A 15,548-nucleotide genomic window follows, 5' to 3' on the forward strand; every position below is an offset into this window, starting at 1 on the left:
GACCCCCGAGGGGTCCCGCCGCTGGTATCCGACAGATCGTCAGGCGACGACCGGGGCGCTGGTGACGCCCAGCACCGTGGCACTGGCCGGAACCATCACCCGGTAGGTCTGGCCGGAGACCAGGCCGGTGACCGTGACCTTGACCGGGGAGACGCTCGCCGTGTACTTGCCGACGGTGGTCCAGGTGCCACGGACGTTCTGCTGGATCTCGGCCGGCTTGCCGACGGCGCCGGTCAGGGTGACCGCCAGCTGACCCTTCGCCGTCCGGACCACGGTGACCGCCGAGCGCACCTTGTAGGTGACCGGCGCCGAGGTCGCGGCCTCGCTCGTGGTGGTGGCGACCGCCTTGAGGACGAGCTGGTAGCTCCCCTTGGCGGTGCGGGTCACCGGGACGGTGCCGGCGGCGCTGGTGGTGGCGTTGGTGCACTGCTGCGCGGCGGCGCCCCCGGTGACGCAGATCTGGACCGGCTTGCCCGCCCACGCCTTGCCGCCGGCCTTGACGGTGAACGTGGTGGTCACGTTGGTGCCGTAGACGACCTCGCCGGCGGTGACGTTGGCGGTGATCACCGGCTTGACCTTCACCACGGTCGGGCTCGGCGACGGAGCCTTGGTCGGCGCGGTCGTCGGAGCCTTCGTCGGCGCAGTGGTCGGCGCGGTGGTCGGGGCCTTCGTCGGCGCGGTGGTCGGAGCGCTCGTCGGCGCCGTCGTGGGTGCGCTCGTCGGAGCCTTGGTCGGCGCCGTCGTGGGTGCGGTCGTCGGAGCCGTGGTGGGAGCGGTGGTCGGCGCGCTGATGGTGGCGAGCGCCGCGGCCGCGTCGATCCGGCCGTTGCCGAAGTCGTTGTCGAAACCGGCCGTGCCCAGGTCGGCCGCCGACTTCTCCAGAGCGGTCTCGATCTGGTCCGGGGTGAGGCTCGACCGGTAGCCCTTGAGCAGCGCGGCCACCGCGGCGACGTGCGGGGCGGCCATCGAGGTGCCGTTCAGGGTGGAGTATCCGGAGCCCAGCGCGGTCGGGTAGGTGCTCAGGATGCCGCTGCCCGGGGCGGCCACGTCGACGTAGGCGCCGGCGTTCGAGTAGCCGGCCACCTTGTCGGCGGAGTCGGTCGCGGCCACCGCGACGACCCCCTCGTCGGCGCCCGGGTACGAGATGGGGCTGCCCTGCTGACGGCTGTTGCCGGCGGCGGCGATCACCGTGACGCCCTTGCTGCGGGCGTACGTGATCGCGTTGCTCACCGCGGACACCTTCGACGTGGAGCCCAGCGACATGTTGATCACCTGGGCGCCGTTGTCGGCGGCCCAGACGATGCCCTCGGCGGTGTCCGACATGTTGCCGCTGCCGTTGGCGCCCAGCACCTTGACCGGCAGGATCCTCACGTCCGGCGCGATGCCCGAGACACCCACGCCGTTGCCCGTCACCGCGGCGATGGTGCCGGCCACGTGTGTGCCGTGCCCGTTGCCGTCGGTGCTGGTCCCGGCGGCGTTGGCGATGGCGTCGTAGCCGCGCAGCACGTTGGCGGCCAGGTCCGGGTGGGCGGCGTCCACACCGGTGTCGATGACCGCCACGGTGACGCCGGAGCCGGTCGAGCGCTGCCACGCCTCGGCCGTACGGATCTTGGTGAAGTCCCACTGCTGCGCCCGGTAGGGGTCGGAGCCGGTGGGGACGCCGAGCGCGTACACCGGGGCGTCGATCTCGACACCGACGGCGTTCTCCGTCTTCTGTGCCTCCTTGACCAGCTTCACCGCGGACGCCTTGTCGGTGGCCTCCCTGACGGTGACGACCGGCCGCCCGTCCGCGTCGATCGTGGTCGACACGACCCGTGCGGGCTGCGCCTCGGTCACCACGTCCGGGACGATCCGCTCCGGTTCCGCGGTCAGGCCGTAGGTGACCGGGGCCCAGTCCGCGCTGCCGGTCGGCAGGGCGAACACGCCGACCGCGGCGAACGCGCCCAGGGCGACGGCGCCGACGGCGTACCTGCTGATCGTGGCCTTGTTCAAAACGGGTTCCTCCCCCTCGGACGACGTGGCCCAGACTTGGGGGTGAGGAGTGCGATGGCCGTTCTCGGACAGGTGCCAAACAGGAGCAGGGGTATCGAATTCCGCGGCAGCCGCCTGGTTTTGGACCCATATGTCGGAATCACTGCGACGATGAGGTGAGGGCCCGGGAAGGGTTCCGTACCCGAGACGCAGAAGGACGGCGGAAATGACCACTCGTGATGACGATCGGCCCGGTGACGACAGCGGCCCCACGCCACCGGCCCGGCGTCGCCCGGGTCAGCGCCGCGCCCTGGCCGTGGCGGGAGTCGCCGGCCTGGCCGCCGTGCTCGGCGGGGCCGCCTACGTGACGACCTCCGCGATCGTGTCGAGAGACTCGGCCACCACCACGGACGAGGCCGCACCGGCACCGCCGGTCATCCCGGCGACCGGCCTGCCCAGCGCGCCGAAGGAGGTCGAGCCCGCCGCCCCGGCGACCACGACCCGGGAGGCACGTGAGTCCAAGCCGTCGCCGACGATTCCCACCACCGACGTCACCGGAAAACCCCTCTCCGAGGAGGTCCGGAAACGGATCAGGGAAGCCCGCCGGAAGATGGCCGAGGACGGCGTCGCGGTCCAGCATCCCGTCACGGCCAAAGCCGTCGCACCGCTCCGGGATGTGCAGTCGACCACCGAGGGTTCCTTCGCCGAAGGCGGCATGATCCGGCTCCTGTCGGCCCGCGGAGACCTCACCGGTCAGCGCGAGCTCTCCGGCGTCGCCGGGGGGATCGAGAAGTACGGGAACGTGTCCTGCTCGCAGACGTTCAAATTCGCCACCAGCCCCCGGCCGGAGAAGAAGCCGAACCTGCTGATGTGCTGGCGGGCCACTCCGGACAAGAGCGTGGCGGCGATCATGGTCGATCCGAAGGGGAATCCGTCCCGGGCGAAGGCGGTCGCCGCGATCCAGAAGAAGTGGAAGACCATGGACTGATCCGCAAGCACTGAAGCGGCCTGGAGCAGATGAGCTCCAGGCCGCTTCGCTGTCTTCGCCGGACGGTCCGGGGCGACCGCCCCGGACCGCCTGGACGCTTTAGCCGGGATCAGTACGGCGCGACGGTGAACGTGGCACCGCTGGTGAGGGCGGTCTTGGTGTAGTCCGCCGGAGCCAGACCGAAATCGGCGTTGCTGACCACAGTGAGCGTGTAAGTGCCGTCGGGAACGGGACCGGACGCGCTGGCGCCGGTGGTGGGGTTGAGCCCGTAGCCAAGGTCCATACCGCAGATCAGTTCACGGTCACTGATCACTGCCACGGAACCGCACTGGGCGACCGGCCCGACGGTGTAATCCGTGGCTCCCGGCGTGTAGTCGCCATTGACCAGGAACACTTGCGAATCAGTTCGGTCGGCAGCAAGTGCGGCAGCGGCTGTCGACCCGATACCACCGGCCGGGTCGAAGCTCAGATCGGTGAAGCCGGAGCCCATCACATCGACGTAGACGATGGCACTGGTGGCGGGGGCAACCGGGCCGGCAGCGGTGTTCGGCGAGATTTCGATGCCATTGGAGTAGGCGTAATAGAAGGGCGAAGCGGCTGCCGCACTAGTCACCGTGCCGGCCGAAGTGGTCACCGCCAGGGTCGCGTCACCCGGCTTCCCGGCCGGCACCGTCGCCTTGAACGAGGTGGTGGTGGGGCTGGTGATGCCGGTCAGCGGAACCCCTCCGAGGGTGGCGCTGATCGCGGTGGCCGTGGTCGGGAAGTTCGTTCCCGTCACCGTGATCTGGTTGCCACCGACCGTCATGCCGCTCTCCGGGCTGATGCCGGTCAACGTCGCCGGCGCGCCGACGGTGTAGCTGGCGGTGCCGAGGGTCAGATCGGCGGTCGTGGCACCACCGTAAATGCAGACGTTGTACTTCTGGGCCACCCCATTGGCGCCGAGCAGCACATTGGTAGGAAGACCGACCATGGCCTTGTTGTTCGTCACCTTGGTGGCAGTGACGCCGGTGGAGATGATGGTGGTGGCACCGGCGGCGGTGGCGGCACCGACATTGTCCGTGAGCAAGCTCCCGTTCAGCGGGCATGTGGCAACCGACAGGGCAGCCTTCAGCGTCGTGGGAGCGCCGGAAAGCCATGCCGTCGTGGCATGGGAAGCGGTGATGGTGACCGCTTGTACGGGCTTGGTCGCCGGGTCGCTGGTGCCCGGGCCGAAGGCGGAGCTCAGAGTCAGGGTCACCGCGGCCGCCGAGGCCGGGGTCACCACCGCCGCGACAACGGTCGCGGTGGCCGCCGCCGTAGCGATTCCGCCGCGGAGAATCCGCCGGCGGGTGCTGCTGTAAGTGGTCTCGCTCATGCGATGTCCTCCTGCGGTCTGAACCGCGCGAGTCGGAAATTGTGCCCGATTCAGGAGCGAACGCTGGTCGGGCGGTCTCGCCGGAATCGTAACTATTCGTGCGGCTCTAGTAGGACAAAGCGCGAAAGATCCTCATAGACCAGACAATGTCCTGGACGGACCGCTACGATCCGGGAACCCGAACAGCACCGCACGACCGTGTTGACACTCGGCGATCGACTGCGCTAGGTTCGTCTCACATCGAGTCTTACTCAATCTGAGAAGGATGGATCATGGACGAGGCGAGCTTCCTGGCCGGCTACGATCCCCGGGACTACCCGGCTGTCGCCGTGACCGTCGATGTCGTGGCCCTGACCATCCGGGACGGCAAGCTCAGCGTCCTCCTCGTCGAGCGCGGCGAGCAGCCCTTCGCCGGCCACCGGGCGCTGCCAGGCGGCTTCGTCCGCGAGGAGACGCTCGACCGGGCGGCGCTGCGGGAGCTGGCCGAGGAGACCGGGCTGACCCCGGGCGAGGACGATCTCGACCGTGTCCATCTGGAGCAGCTGAAGACGTATGGGAATCCGGGCCGTGACCCCCGGATGCGCGTGGTCTCGGCGGCCTACCTGGCGTTCGCGCCGAGCCTGCCCGAGCCGACGGCCGGCAGTGACGCGGCGCGCGCCTACTGGGTGCCGGTGGAGGAGGCGAAGGATCTGGCCTTCGACCACGACGAGATCCTCGCCGACGGGCTGGAGCGGGCGCGGGCGAAGCTGGAGTACACGCCGCTCGCCACGGCGTTCGCCGGGCCCGAGTTCACGATCGGCGAGCTGCGGCAGGTCTATGCGGCGGTGTGGGGCGAGGAGCTGCACGCCGGCAATTTCCACCGGAAGGTGCTGTCGGTTCCGGGCTTCGTGGAGAGCACCGGCGAGACGACGGCGAGGGGCGGGGAGCGGGGCGGGCCGCGGGCGAAGCTGTACCGGGCCGGTGACGCCCGGCTGTTGCACCCGGCGCTGCTCCGGCCGACCAGGGAGGACCGGGTGCGATGAGCGGATTCCGGGGCGCGGCCACAGCCTGGCCGTCCATCGAGGAGACCGGCACGGCGAGCGCTGCCACCAGAGGTGCCAGCACGAAGAGCCTGGAGATCGGGTTCGACGAGGCGGTCGCGCGGATCATGGCGGCGGCCAGTTTCGGGGACCTGCTCTACGGTGCCACCGACAGCGGATCCGGTCGGAATCGCGCGGGGTACGCGTACAAGAGATGGGCGAAGCTGGTCCACCCGGACGCGGTGAGCGCGGGTCGGCGGGCGACCGCGACGGACGCCTTCGCCAAGCTCTCCGCCCTCTACAAGCAGAAGCCGGCGGTGCCGGTGCTGCACGGGCGCCGGCGGGCCTACCGGATGGACGCGGTGCTCGCCCACGGTGACCTCGCGGAGCTGTACGCCGACGGCCAGGCCGTCATCAAGATCCCCCGGCATCCGGGTGACAGCGACCTGATGGAGGTCGAGGCCGCCACGCTCCAGAGATTGTGGCGGGACGGCGATCCCCGGTTCCGGCCCTACGCGGCCCGGCTGATCGAGAGCTTCGTCTACGAGGACGAGCGGCGCTGCCGGCGCCGGGTGAACGTGCTGGAGCGGCAGGACGGCATGGTCAGCCTGGCTCACGTGAAGGAAGCGACGCCGCAGGAAGTGCTCTGGATCTGGCGCCGGCTGCTGACCGGTTTGGGCTGGGCGCACCGGGCCGGAGTCACGCACGGGGCGCTCCTGGAGGAGCACGTGCTGATCCATCGGGAGATGCGCGGCCTGGTGATCATCGACTGGTGCTATGCGGGACATCGACCTAGGGCGATAGTGAAAGCACGGCAGTCGGCCTACCCGCCGGAGGTGCTGAACGACAGGCTCGCTGGTCCCGCCACCGACATCTACATGGCGACCGGGCTGATCACGCGGCTGATGGGGTCGCGGATGCCCGAGCCGCTGCGGCGGTTCGCCGCCGGATGCACCTATGACGCGCCGCGGATGCGGCCGCAGGACGCCTGGGCGCTGCTGGGCGAACTCGACGACATCATCCCCCAGCGGTACCGGAACTGAGGAGAGAGCGACATGGGAAGCGGACACTGGTCCACCGACGTCTACACGGCGGCCGCCGACTTCCGGGCGGCGAGCGGGAGGAGCGCGTTCGCGTACAGCGACTCCGGCGCCCGGACCGCGCACCCCGACCTGGACCCGGACGGGGTCTTCATGCGGGAGTCCCGGGACAGTGACGAGCACCCGTTCAGCACGCCGATCGCCGTCCTGTTCGACGTGACCGGGTCGATGGGCAACGTGCCGCGGGTTCTGCAGACCAAGCTGCCGCAGCTGCTGGGGCTGCTCACCCGGAAGGGCTACGCGGTCGACCCGCAGATCATGTTCGGGGCGATCGGCGACGCCACCTGTGACCGGGCGCCGCTGCAGATCGGACAGTTCGAGTCGGACAACCGGATGGACGAGGACCTCGCGAAGATCGTCCTGGAGGGCGGCGGCGGGGGCCAGAAACACGAGTCCTACGAGCTGGCGCTTTACTTCATGGCCCGGCACACGATCCTGGACTCGCTGGTCAACCGGGGGCGCAAGGGCTATCTGTTCATCATCGGGGACGAGATGCCGTACCCCCGGGTGAAGCCGCGCGAGGTGCGGGCGGTGATCGGTGACGAGCTGCGCGAGCCGATCCCGACCGAGGACATCCTGGCCGAGCTGAAGCGCAAGTACGACGTCTACTACATCCTGCCGACCGCGGCCCACCACAGCGGCGACCGGGAGGTGCTGTCGCGCTGGCGCAAGCTGCTCGGGCAGAACGTCCTGGAACTCGACGACCTGGACGCGGTCTGCGAGACGATCGCGCTGACCGTGGGCCTCGGCGAGGACGCCATCGACCTGGACGAGGGCATCGCCGACCTGACCGACGTGGGCTCGCACGCGGGCGGCTCGGTCGGCCGTGCGCTGTCGCCGTTGCAGCGGACGCCGGTGGTGCGGTCGTCGTTCGAGATCGCGGGTGGGAGCGCGGGCGGGAACCAGCGGCTGTGAGCCGGCACGTCGCGGTCGTCGACCTCGGGTACGGCGACGCCGGCAAGGGCACGGTCGTCGACTTCCTCTGCGCCACCGAGGCGAAACGGGCCGTCCTGCGCTTCAACGGGGGAGCGCAGGCCGCGCACAACGTGATCACCGAGGACGGGCGGCATCACACGTTCAGCCAGTTCGGCTCGGGCACGCTGCGCGGCGTGCCCACCCACCTGACCCGGTTCATGGTGGTCGATCCGCTGTCGCTGGCCGGTGAGGCGGCCGCGCTCGGCAACCCGTTTCACCTGCTCACGGTGGATGGGGAGGCACTGCTCGCCACTCCGTGGCATCGCGCCGCGAACCAGCGGCGGGAGCGTTCGCTGCGGCACGGTTCGTGCGGCATGGGCGTCGGAGAGACGATGGCGTACGCGTCTGAGCACCCGGACGCGCCGAAAGTCGCCGACGTGCTGTCCCCCACGAGACTGCGGCGCCGCCTGGCGGCCGTCCGGGAGGCGCTCGACGTACCCGGGCCTCCGCTGGACGACGTGGTGGAGGCGTTCGTCGCGTTCGGTGAGGCGGTCCGGATCGTGGGGCCGTCCTGGACGTCCCGCCTGCTCGCCTCGGGGCCGTGCGTCTTCGAGGGCGCCCAGGGGGTGCTGCTCGACGAGTGGCGGGGCTGGCATCCGCACACCACGTGGTCGACGACCACGTTCGCGAACGCCCTGTCACTCTGCCCTGATCTGTTGCGACTCGGCGTGGTCCGGACCTACACCACCCGGCACGGGGCCGGGCCGTTCGTGACCGAGGCGCCGCTGGATCTGCCGGAGACGCACAACGGCCGCGACCCGTGGCAGGGCGACTTCCGGGTCGGCCACTTCGACGCGGTCGCCCACCGGTACGCGGTCGAGGTCTCCGGCGGCGTCGACGCCCTGGCGATCACCCACCTGGACGTCCCGGACCGCTCCCCCGGTCTGCGGATCTGCACCGCCTACGAGGTGGACGGCGAGCCCTGGAACCGGATCGAGCCGGGCCCGCCCCGCGACCTGGGCCACCAGGAACGCCTCGGCGAGCGGCTACGGCGTGCCCGCCCGGCCGGCATGTACCGGCCGGACGACTGGTGCGAGGCGATCGCCACACACCTGGGCGCGCCGGTCCTCGTGGAGTCGCACGGCCCCGGGGCCGCGGACAAGAAGTCGCGCTAGGCCGGGCTCAGCAGGAAGACCGGGATCTGGCGGTCGGTCTTCGTCTGGTACTCGGCGTAGTTCGGGAAGGCCTCCACCGAGCGCTTCCACCAGGTCTCGCGCTCCTCGCCGGACAGCTCACGGACCGTGTAGTCCTGCTTGAGCGGCCCGTCCTGGAGCTCGACGAGCGGGTTCTTCCGGATGTTGTGGACCCAGACCGGGTTCTTGGGGGCGCCGCCGAGCGAGCCGACGACCGCGTACTCCCCCTGGTGTTCGACCCGCATCAGCGCGGTCTTGCGCAGCAGCCCGGTCTTCGCACCGACGCTTGTCAATACGATGATCGGCTTGCCCAGGATGTCGTTGGCCTCGGCACCACCGGTGGCCTCGTACTTCTCTGCCTGATCGCGCGCCCAGTCAGATGTGCTGGGGGCGTACTCACCCGTCAATGGCATGATCCCGACCCTACCCCCCGCACCCGGATCGCACCCGGATCGAGCCGGGTCAAGTGGACCCTTCAGCGGCTGGTCCGCGGTAAGTGGTGGTGCCCGGCACGACGGCGGTTCCCGGGGTGACCAGCGGCACGGTCCGGCTCTGAGCGCGGGACACACGATGGTGACGCTCGTGGGGTTTACTCGTATCCCATGAGCATCATCTCGCGGGGCTTCGGTGGGCGGCGCCGGGAGTCGCCGCCCGACCTGCCGCCCGGCCAGTACCTCGCGCACGACTTCCCGGTGCTCTCGGCGGGGCCGACCCCGCGGATCCCGCTGGACCGCTGGCACTTCACGATCGTCACCGAGACCGGCGAGAAGCACACGTGGGACTGGAAACAGTTCACCGCGCTGCCGGCCGAGGAGATCACGGTCGACATCCACTGCGTCACCAAGTGGTCGAAACTCGGCACCACCTGGAAGGGCGTCGCCATCGACACCCTGTTCGAGGAGGTCGAGTCCGCCGCCGACTACGTGATGGCGCACAGCTACGGCGGCTACACCACGAACGTGCCGCTGGAGGACCTGCTCGACGGCCGGGCCTGGATCGCGTACGAGTACGACGGCGAGCCACTGCACCCGGAGCACGGCGGCCCGGCCCGGCTGCTGATCCCGCACCTGTACTTCTGGAAGTCGGCGAAGTGGGTGGACGGCTTCCGGATGATGCACGAGGACGAGCCCGGCTTCTGGGAGGACGCCGGCTACCACATGTACGGGGACCCATGGCGCGAACAGCGGTATCACGGCGACTGACCTGGCGGGTGGCCACCGTCGTGGCGGCCCGCTGGGAGACACCGACAGCCCGGACCCTCGTGCTCGACATCCCGGGCTGGCCCGGTCATCTCGCCGGGCAGCACCTCGACATCCGGCTCACCGCCGAGGACGGCTACCAGGCCCAGCGCAGCTATTCGATCGCCTCGGCGTGGCCCGGTGACGGCCCGGTCGAGATCTCGGTGCAGCGGCTGGAGGACGGCGAGGTGTCGCCGTACCTGACCGACGTGGTCGAGCCGGGCGACCGGATCGAGGTGCGTGGCCCGGTCGGCGGCTGGTTCGTCTGGCGGGACACCGCCACCGCGCCGGTGCTGCTGCTGGCCGGCGGCTCGGGGGTGGTGCCGCTGATGGCGATGATCCGGGCACGCTCGCTGGCCGGCGGCCGGCAGCCGTTCCGGCTGATCTACTCGGTGCGGACGCCGGAGGACGCGCTCTACGCCGGGGAGCTGCGCCGCCGGGGCCGCGAGGACGCCGGCCTGGACGTGCGGTTCGTCTGGACCCGCAAGGCGCCGGACGACTGGCCGCATCCACCGAAGCGGATCGACGTGGCGACGGTCAACACGTACGGGTGGCCGCCCGATCTCCAGCCGGACTGCTTCGTCTGCGGCCCCACCACGTTCGTGGAGACGGCCGCCGACATCCTGGTCGCTCTCGGACACGACCCGAAACGCATCCGCACCGAACGTTTCGGCGGCGCATAGACATCCATGCCCGGCCCGGCCACGAACCAGCTTCGACGGCACGAGGCTGGGGGGTACGCCCATGGAAGCGTCAGCGTTGCACGTGGCCGGCGGCACCGTCGGCACACCGGTCACGATCGCCTTCTCGGTGGCCGCCGTGGCCGCCCTCGGATACTGCGCCGCCCGGGCCCGCCCCCACCTGGACCGGCCGTCGGCCCTGACGGCCGCGCTGCTGGCGGTGTTCCTGCTGGCCGCGCAACTGATCAACCATCTGCTGCCCGAGGTCCCCGGGCACCTGATCGGCGGGGCGCTGGCCGCCATGCTGGCCGGACCGTGGATCGGCGCGCTCACCGTCACCACCGTGCTGATCCTGGACGGCCTGCTGTTCGGTGACGACCTGAGCACCCTCGGCCTGAACGTCCTCAACCTCGCGATCCTCGGCACGGCCGCCGCGTATCTGCTGGTCGCGGCCCTGCTGCGGGGACTGCCGCGTAACCCGGACGGGCTGGCCACCATCGCGCTGACCACCGCCATGGTCAGCGCCGGAGCGGCCGCGGCGGGCGCCGGCCTCCAGTACGCGCTCGGCGGCGACCCGCCGCTGACCGGGCTGACCGGTCAGCTGGTCGGCACCCAGGTGCTGATCGGCATCGGCGAGGGCCTGATCACCGCGGCCGCGGTGGTCGCGCTCGCCCGGTTCCGGCCGGCCCTGGTCTACGCCGTGACCGGCCCCCGGCCGAAGCGCACACCGCCCGCGGTCCGGGCCGCCGTCGCCGACGAGCCGGAGAGCCTCTACCGCGTCGTCCGCCGCCGCGGCCACACCGCCTACTGAGGCCGGGTCATGCGGGCAGGAGCACCGTGGGCGTCGCGGTGTCCAGCGCCGCGGGCAGGGAGAGGACGAAGCAGGATCCGCCTTCCGGGTTGTCGGTCGCGGTGATCGTGCCGTGGTGGCGTTCGACGATGCGCTTGCAGATCGCCAGGCCCAGGCCGGTGCCGTGGTACCCGCTGTCGCCGTGGGCGCGGTGGAAGTTGCCGAAGATGGCGTCGTGCTGCCCCTTCGGGATGCCGATGCCGTTGTCCGCGATGCGGATCTCGACCATGTCCCCGTCTCGCTGGGCGGTGATGGTCAGCGCCGGCCGGGTTCCGGCGGCGGTGTACTTGATCGCGTTTCCGATCAGGTTGTCCAGCAGCTGACGGAGCAGTACCGGATCGACCTGCACCGGCGGCAACTCGCCGATGGTGAACCGGGGCTCGAGCGCGCCGACGGCACCGGCCGCGTCCGTGCGGGCGTCGACGATGTCGGCGACGACCGCGGCCAGGTCCACGGGTGCCGGGGCGAGGGCCGCCTCACGAGCCGTGGCGTACGCGAGCAGGCCGTCGATGAGTCCCCGCATCCGTGCCGCGGCCCGGCCCGACCGGGTCAGGTCGGCGAGCGCCTGGTCCAGGCTGGGATGCGCGGGCAGGTCCGACAGCGCGTCGGCCGCGGCGGTGGTCCAGCCGTCGACGCTGGCCAGGGGGTTGAGCAGGTCGTGAGCGATGACGCCGGCGAAATTGGTCAGTTCGTCGCGGTGCCGTCGTTCGGCGGTCACGTCGTGCAGGAGCAGGACCGTGCTGCGGGTGCCGTCGTGGCGGAGCAGCGGTGTGGCGGTGGTCCGCACGATGCGGCCGTCGGGTGTGCCGGGCCGGCGGATCAGAGCGTCCCGCTCCGGTACGTCCTGGCCGGCGAGGGCGCGCAGACAGCCGAGATCGTCGTCGCCGTACCGGGTGCCGTCGAGGCGGAACAGGCCGAGGCCGGAGTCGGCCTCCGGGTGGCCGGATCCGCCGAGCAGCTGGGCGAAGGCGGGGTTGCGCAGGGATACCCGGCCGTCGGGTTCGATCACGGCGAGGCCGTCGGCCATCGAGTCGATGATCGCGGCCAGCAGATCGGCGTGCGCGGCTGCGAGCATCCGCTGCGCGGCCAGCTCGGTCTTCTCCCGGGCCAGTTCCGCCTTCTCGGCGGCCAGCTCGGCCAGCAGCACGTTCCGCTCGTCGCGTGCCAGCGCCAGAGCCAGCCCGACCACCGTGACCAGGACGAGGAAGAGCTGGACGAGGATGCCCTGGATCAGCGGGTCGGCGATGCGCGCGAACGGGCCCGTCCCGGCGATCGTGTAATGCACGGCGATGCCGGCGATGACCATGTTGTGCAGCAGCAGGAACGGGGTACTGAGCCGGATGGCCACCAGCACGGTCCAGCTGAGCAGCGGAAACGCCAGCGGCAGATGGGCGGTGTTACCGAAACCGATCATGTAGGCGCAGGTGGTGCCGGCGACGATCACCAGGTACTCGGCGATCCGCCAGGGCGGGGTCCCGGTCAGCCTTCGTGTCTGGTGCCGCCACCATCCGCCCACCGAGCCGTGGCGGTCGCGGAACACGGCGAGGGCCGACCCGGCGAGCACCCCGGCCGAACCGATGATCAGGATGCCGGCGGTGTGCCGGGTCAGGTACAGCGTGAGATGTGTCCCGTCGAGGCTGCCATGGAAGATCCGCTCGTTGACGACCCCGATGCCGGCGCCACAGAAACTTCCGCCGACCGCCGCGCCGAGGAAACCCCACAGGTCGCGCGGGCGGCGCAACGGCTCGGTACCACCGGCGCCCCACAGGTTCGGCCTCCACCAGGACAGCAACCGGCTGAACACCATGGCCTGGGCGACGCCCGCGATGCCGAAACCCAGAGCGACGTTCGCCGCCGGGGTCGTGGTCACCGCCGTCGTGGCGACCAGCGCCACCGGGAGCGCCACGACATCCACCCAGCGGGTGGGGGCGCGGCGCTGGGCGCAGAACCACACCGCCGACACCCCGGCGGCGGGCCACGCCAAACCGACACCGTCCGGGCCGATCGCGGTCTGCCGCCCGAGAAGCACCGCGGCGCTGTAGGCGAGAGCGAACAATGCGGTTCGCGTAAGAGAGCGCCGGTAACTCATCGCAACCGAACCTCCAGGCCTCAACGACCTACCTTCAGCCTTGATCGGCCGGTTACGGCGTCTGCTGAGGTCGACCGGCGCCGGGCGGCACCCGCACTGTCAGTGCCGGGAGACCTCGAGGAGCAGGGCCTGCTCCGGGGTGAGCAGCGGGGCGGGGAGACCCACCTCGGCCAGCACCCGGCCGGTGAGCGTGGCTGAGCCCGCGGCCAGCCACCGGGGTGGGGCGTCCTGGAGGGTCCGCGGTGGGACGCCGATCGGGCGGATCCTGTAGCGGCGGTCCGGGTCGAGGCCGGGCAGGCGGATCGGCGGGGGCAGGGCGGCCCGCGGGGTGCCCAACGTGACCAGGGCGAAGACGGCGTGTCCGCGGTCCTGTGCGACGACACCGTGCAGCAGGTGCGCCGGGTCGGGCGAGTCGGCGCGGACCACCCGGCCGGAGTGCAGCAGGGGGCGCAGGCGCTTGTGCTCGGCGATCCACGCGGCGATCTGCTCGCGTTCGGAAGCGCCGGCGGCGGTCAGGTCCCATTCGATGCCGGCGCTGCCGAACAGGGCGGTGGCCAGGCGCAGGCCGAGGGCCGAGGTACGGCCGGTGACGTGGGCGGTGGCCGCGCCCAGGTGCCCGCCCAGGTATTCCGGCGGGATCAGTACGCCGGTCCAGCGCTGGATCGACTGCCGGTCCAGCGGGTCGTTGGTGTCGGATGTCCAGAATCGGTCGACGAGTTCGAGGATGCCGAGGTCGACGCGGGCCCCGCCGGAGGCGCAGCTCTCGATCTCCACGTGCGGGAACCGGGCGCGCAGAGCGGTGAGCAGCCGGTAGAGGGCGCGGGTCTGCCGACCGGAGTGCGGGGTCAGCAGGTCCCGGTTGTGGTCCCACTTGAGGTACGCGATCGGGTATTCGGTGAGCAGGGCGGACAGCCGGTCGAGCAGGTGGTCGTGGGCCTTGGTGAGGTCGAGGACACGCTGCCGGCGCCAGGTGGGGCCGGCGCCGCCGTCCAGGATCCAGTCGGGGTGGGCGGCGGCCAGTTCCGAGTCGGGGCTGATCATCTCCGGTTCGACCCAGAGGCCGAAGTCCATGCCGGCCTTCTCCACCCGGGCGATCAGCGGGTGCAGGCCCTCGGGCCAGACGGAGGAGTCGACGTACCAGTCGCCGAGGGCGCGCCTGTCGTCGCGGCGGCCGGCGAACCAGCCGTCGTCCAGCACGAACCGTTCGACACCGACGGATGCGGCCGCGTCGGCGAGGTCGCTCAGCACGCCGAGGTCGTGGTCGAAGTAGACGGCCTCCCAGGTGTTGAGGACGACCGGGCGGGGCAGCCGGGCCGGGGAGTGGGCGCGGATCCACGGGTGCAGACGATCGGAGAGGCCGTCGAGGCCCGCGTCCGAGAAGACCGCGACCAGCCAGGGCGTCTCGTAGGACTCGCCGGGGGCCAGCCGGATCTCCCCGGGGCTGAGCAGCTCGCCCGCTCCCAGGACGCCGTAGCCGAGGGCCGAGCGTTCCGCCCAGATCCGCTTGTCGCCGCTCCAGGCCAGGTGCACGGCCCAGACCCGGCCGTCGCGGAAGCCGAAGCCGGGCTCGCCGGCCGCCATCAGGAACGCGTCGTCGTGGCCGGGGCGGCCGTGCCGGCTCTCCCGGCTCCACACGCCGTGTCGCAGCGGGGCACGCTGCGGTCGCCGCTCATGGGACCAGAGGCCGGTGAAGTCGAGCAGTTCGGACGCCTCGTCCGGGATCGGCAGCAGGATGTCCAGGCCGGGCAGCGGGAGTTCCCCGGCGCCGCGGTTCGTCACGCGGTGCCGCACCCGCAGGACGCCTTCCGGCGACAGCTCCAGCTCCGTGGTCACCTCTTGCGTGGCATCGGCGCTCGCGTGGCGTACCAGAACGGTGTTGTCGTCCGGGGAGTGAGCACCGATCAGCCGGACCTCTCCGGCGGAGAGCGAGGGACGACCGGTCCATCCCTCGGCGAGGGACGGCAGGAGAGAAAGACGCAAGGGTACGTCGATCGAGCTCGGAGGCACCGCGGGCACGAAGACGTCCTCGGTGGGGAGCTCGTCGCCCAGGCCGGGACCCCAGTGGAGGATGCGCGCGGCGGTGGGGGGGGGGGGGGGGCCGCGGGGCCCAACCCCCCCCCCCCCCCGGGGAACCGGCGCCCCCCGCCCCCC

The 15,548-nt window shown here is 71.3% G+C and carries 13 protein-coding genes; 8 read left to right on the plus strand and 5 right to left on the minus strand.

What is annotated here, in order from left to right:
- Positions 1 to 39: 39 nt before the first annotated feature.
- A complete protein-coding gene (locus J5X75_RS31885; protein ID WP_238490250.1) occupies positions 40 to 1,992 on the minus strand; it encodes a S8 family serine peptidase in 1,953 nt (650 codons plus the stop codon).
- 205 nt (positions 1,993 to 2,197) lie between these two features.
- Here J5X75_RS31885 and J5X75_RS31890 point away from each other — a divergent pair, with 205 nt between their 5' ends.
- Entirely contained in the window at positions 2,198 to 2,959 is a 762-nt protein-coding gene (locus J5X75_RS31890) for a hypothetical protein (protein WP_208471309.1), read from the plus strand.
- A 109-nt stretch (positions 2,960 to 3,068) separates the two neighbouring features.
- Here the strand turns inward: J5X75_RS31890 and J5X75_RS31895 are convergent, their stop codons facing one another.
- Positions 3,069 to 4,313, minus strand: a complete 1,245-nt coding sequence (locus tag J5X75_RS31895) for an IPT/TIG domain-containing protein (RefSeq protein WP_208471310.1) — start codon at positions 4,311 to 4,313, stop codon at positions 3,069 to 3,071.
- Positions 4,314 to 4,585: 272 nt separating this feature from the next.
- Here J5X75_RS31895 and J5X75_RS31900 point away from each other — a divergent pair, with 272 nt between their 5' ends.
- From J5X75_RS31900 to J5X75_RS31915, 4 genes are read left to right on the plus strand one after another with little or no spacing between them, the layout of a single operon-like run.
- On the plus strand, positions 4,586 to 5,335 hold the full coding sequence (locus J5X75_RS31900; protein ID WP_208471311.1) for an NUDIX hydrolase: 750 nt from the start codon (positions 4,586 to 4,588) through the stop codon (positions 5,333 to 5,335).
- Positions 5,332 to 6,375, plus strand: coding sequence for a molecular chaperone DnaJ (locus tag J5X75_RS31905; RefSeq protein ID WP_238490251.1), 1,044 nt, complete (start codon positions 5,332 to 5,334; stop codon positions 6,373 to 6,375). The genes J5X75_RS31900 and J5X75_RS31905 overlap by 4 nt, the downstream gene beginning before the upstream one ends.
- A gap of 12 nt (positions 6,376 to 6,387) precedes the next feature.
- The gene (locus J5X75_RS31910) at positions 6,388 to 7,347 is read left to right on the plus strand and encodes a hypothetical protein (protein ID WP_208471313.1); all 960 of its coding nucleotides are present in this window, start codon (positions 6,388 to 6,390) and stop codon (positions 7,345 to 7,347) included.
- Positions 7,344 to 8,522 carry an adenylosuccinate synthetase gene (locus tag J5X75_RS31915; protein WP_208471314.1) on the plus strand — a complete coding sequence of 393 codons (1,179 nt, stop codon included), beginning with the start codon at positions 7,344 to 7,346 and terminating at the stop codon, positions 8,520 to 8,522. Before J5X75_RS31910 ends, J5X75_RS31915 begins: the two co-directional genes overlap by 4 nt.
- Here J5X75_RS31915 and J5X75_RS31920 read toward each other — a convergent pair.
- A complete protein-coding gene (locus J5X75_RS31920; protein ID WP_208471315.1) occupies positions 8,519 to 8,953 on the minus strand; it encodes a nitroreductase family deazaflavin-dependent oxidoreductase in 435 nt (144 codons plus the stop codon). The genes J5X75_RS31915 and J5X75_RS31920 overlap by 4 nt on opposite strands.
- A 189-nt stretch (positions 8,954 to 9,142) precedes the next feature.
- On the opposite strand from J5X75_RS31920, the gene J5X75_RS31925 reads away from it, so the two are divergent.
- From J5X75_RS31925 to J5X75_RS31935, 3 genes are all read left to right on the plus strand, one after another.
- Positions 9,143 to 9,742 (plus strand): sulfite oxidase-like oxidoreductase, encoded by a 600-nt coding sequence (locus J5X75_RS31925; protein ID WP_183215660.1) that lies wholly within the window; start codon positions 9,143 to 9,145, stop codon positions 9,740 to 9,742.
- Positions 9,712 to 10,461 carry a ferredoxin reductase gene (locus J5X75_RS31930; protein WP_208471316.1) on the plus strand — a complete coding sequence of 250 codons (750 nt, stop codon included), beginning with the start codon at positions 9,712 to 9,714 and terminating at the stop codon, positions 10,459 to 10,461. Before J5X75_RS31925 ends, J5X75_RS31930 begins: the two co-directional genes overlap by 31 nt.
- A 61-nt stretch (positions 10,462 to 10,522) precedes the next feature.
- Complete coding sequence (locus J5X75_RS31935; protein ID WP_208471317.1) at positions 10,523 to 11,269, plus strand: energy-coupling factor ABC transporter permease; 747 nt, start codon at positions 10,523 to 10,525, stop codon at positions 11,267 to 11,269.
- 7 nt (positions 11,270 to 11,276) lie between these two features.
- Here J5X75_RS31935 and J5X75_RS31940 read toward each other — a convergent pair whose 3' ends face one another.
- Together J5X75_RS31940 and J5X75_RS31945 are read right to left on the minus strand one after the other, a co-directional pair.
- The gene (locus J5X75_RS31940; RefSeq protein ID WP_208471318.1) at positions 11,277 to 13,397 is read right to left on the minus strand and encodes a sensor histidine kinase; all 2,121 of its coding nucleotides are present in this window, start codon (positions 13,395 to 13,397) and stop codon (positions 11,277 to 11,279) included.
- A 99-nt stretch (positions 13,398 to 13,496) separates the two neighbouring features.
- Positions 13,497 to 15,467 carry an alpha-galactosidase gene (locus tag J5X75_RS31945; RefSeq protein ID WP_208471416.1) on the minus strand — a complete coding sequence of 657 codons (1,971 nt, stop codon included), beginning with the start codon at positions 15,465 to 15,467 and terminating at the stop codon, positions 13,497 to 13,499.
- Between the last annotated feature and the right edge of the window lie 81 nt (positions 15,468 to 15,548).

The sequence above is a fragment of the Actinoplanes flavus genome, assembly GCF_017592555.1.
Taxonomy (GTDB): Bacteria; Actinomycetota; Actinomycetes; order Mycobacteriales; family Micromonosporaceae; genus Actinoplanes; species Actinoplanes flavus.

Excerpts from the sequence above, each read along its gene's own strand:
- J5X75_RS31925 (WP_183215660.1), top strand. The coding sequence starts at position 9,143 with ATGAGCATCATCTCGCGGGGCTTCGGTGGGCGGCGCCGGGAGTCGCCG.
- J5X75_RS31895 (WP_208471310.1), bottom strand. The coding sequence starts at position 4,313 with ATGAGCGAGACCACTTACAGCAGCACCCGCCGGCGGATTCTCCGCGGC.
- J5X75_RS31940 (WP_208471318.1), bottom strand. The coding sequence starts at position 13,397 with ATGAGTTACCGGCGCTCTCTTACGCGAACCGCATTGTTCGCTCTCGCC.
- J5X75_RS31910 (WP_208471313.1), top strand. The coding sequence starts at position 6,388 with ATGGGAAGCGGACACTGGTCCACCGACGTCTACACGGCGGCCGCCGAC.
- J5X75_RS31920 (WP_208471315.1), bottom strand. The coding sequence starts at position 8,953 with ATGCCATTGACGGGTGAGTACGCCCCCAGCACATCTGACTGGGCGCGC.
- J5X75_RS31930 (WP_208471316.1), top strand. The coding sequence starts at position 9,712 with ATGGCGCGAACAGCGGTATCACGGCGACTGACCTGGCGGGTGGCCACC.
- J5X75_RS31935 (WP_208471317.1), top strand. The coding sequence starts at position 10,523 with ATGGAAGCGTCAGCGTTGCACGTGGCCGGCGGCACCGTCGGCACACCG.
- J5X75_RS31890 (WP_208471309.1), top strand. The coding sequence starts at position 2,198 with ATGACCACTCGTGATGACGATCGGCCCGGTGACGACAGCGGCCCCACG.
- J5X75_RS31900 (WP_208471311.1), top strand. The coding sequence starts at position 4,586 with ATGGACGAGGCGAGCTTCCTGGCCGGCTACGATCCCCGGGACTACCCG.
- J5X75_RS31905 (WP_238490251.1), top strand. The coding sequence starts at position 5,332 with ATGAGCGGATTCCGGGGCGCGGCCACAGCCTGGCCGTCCATCGAGGAG.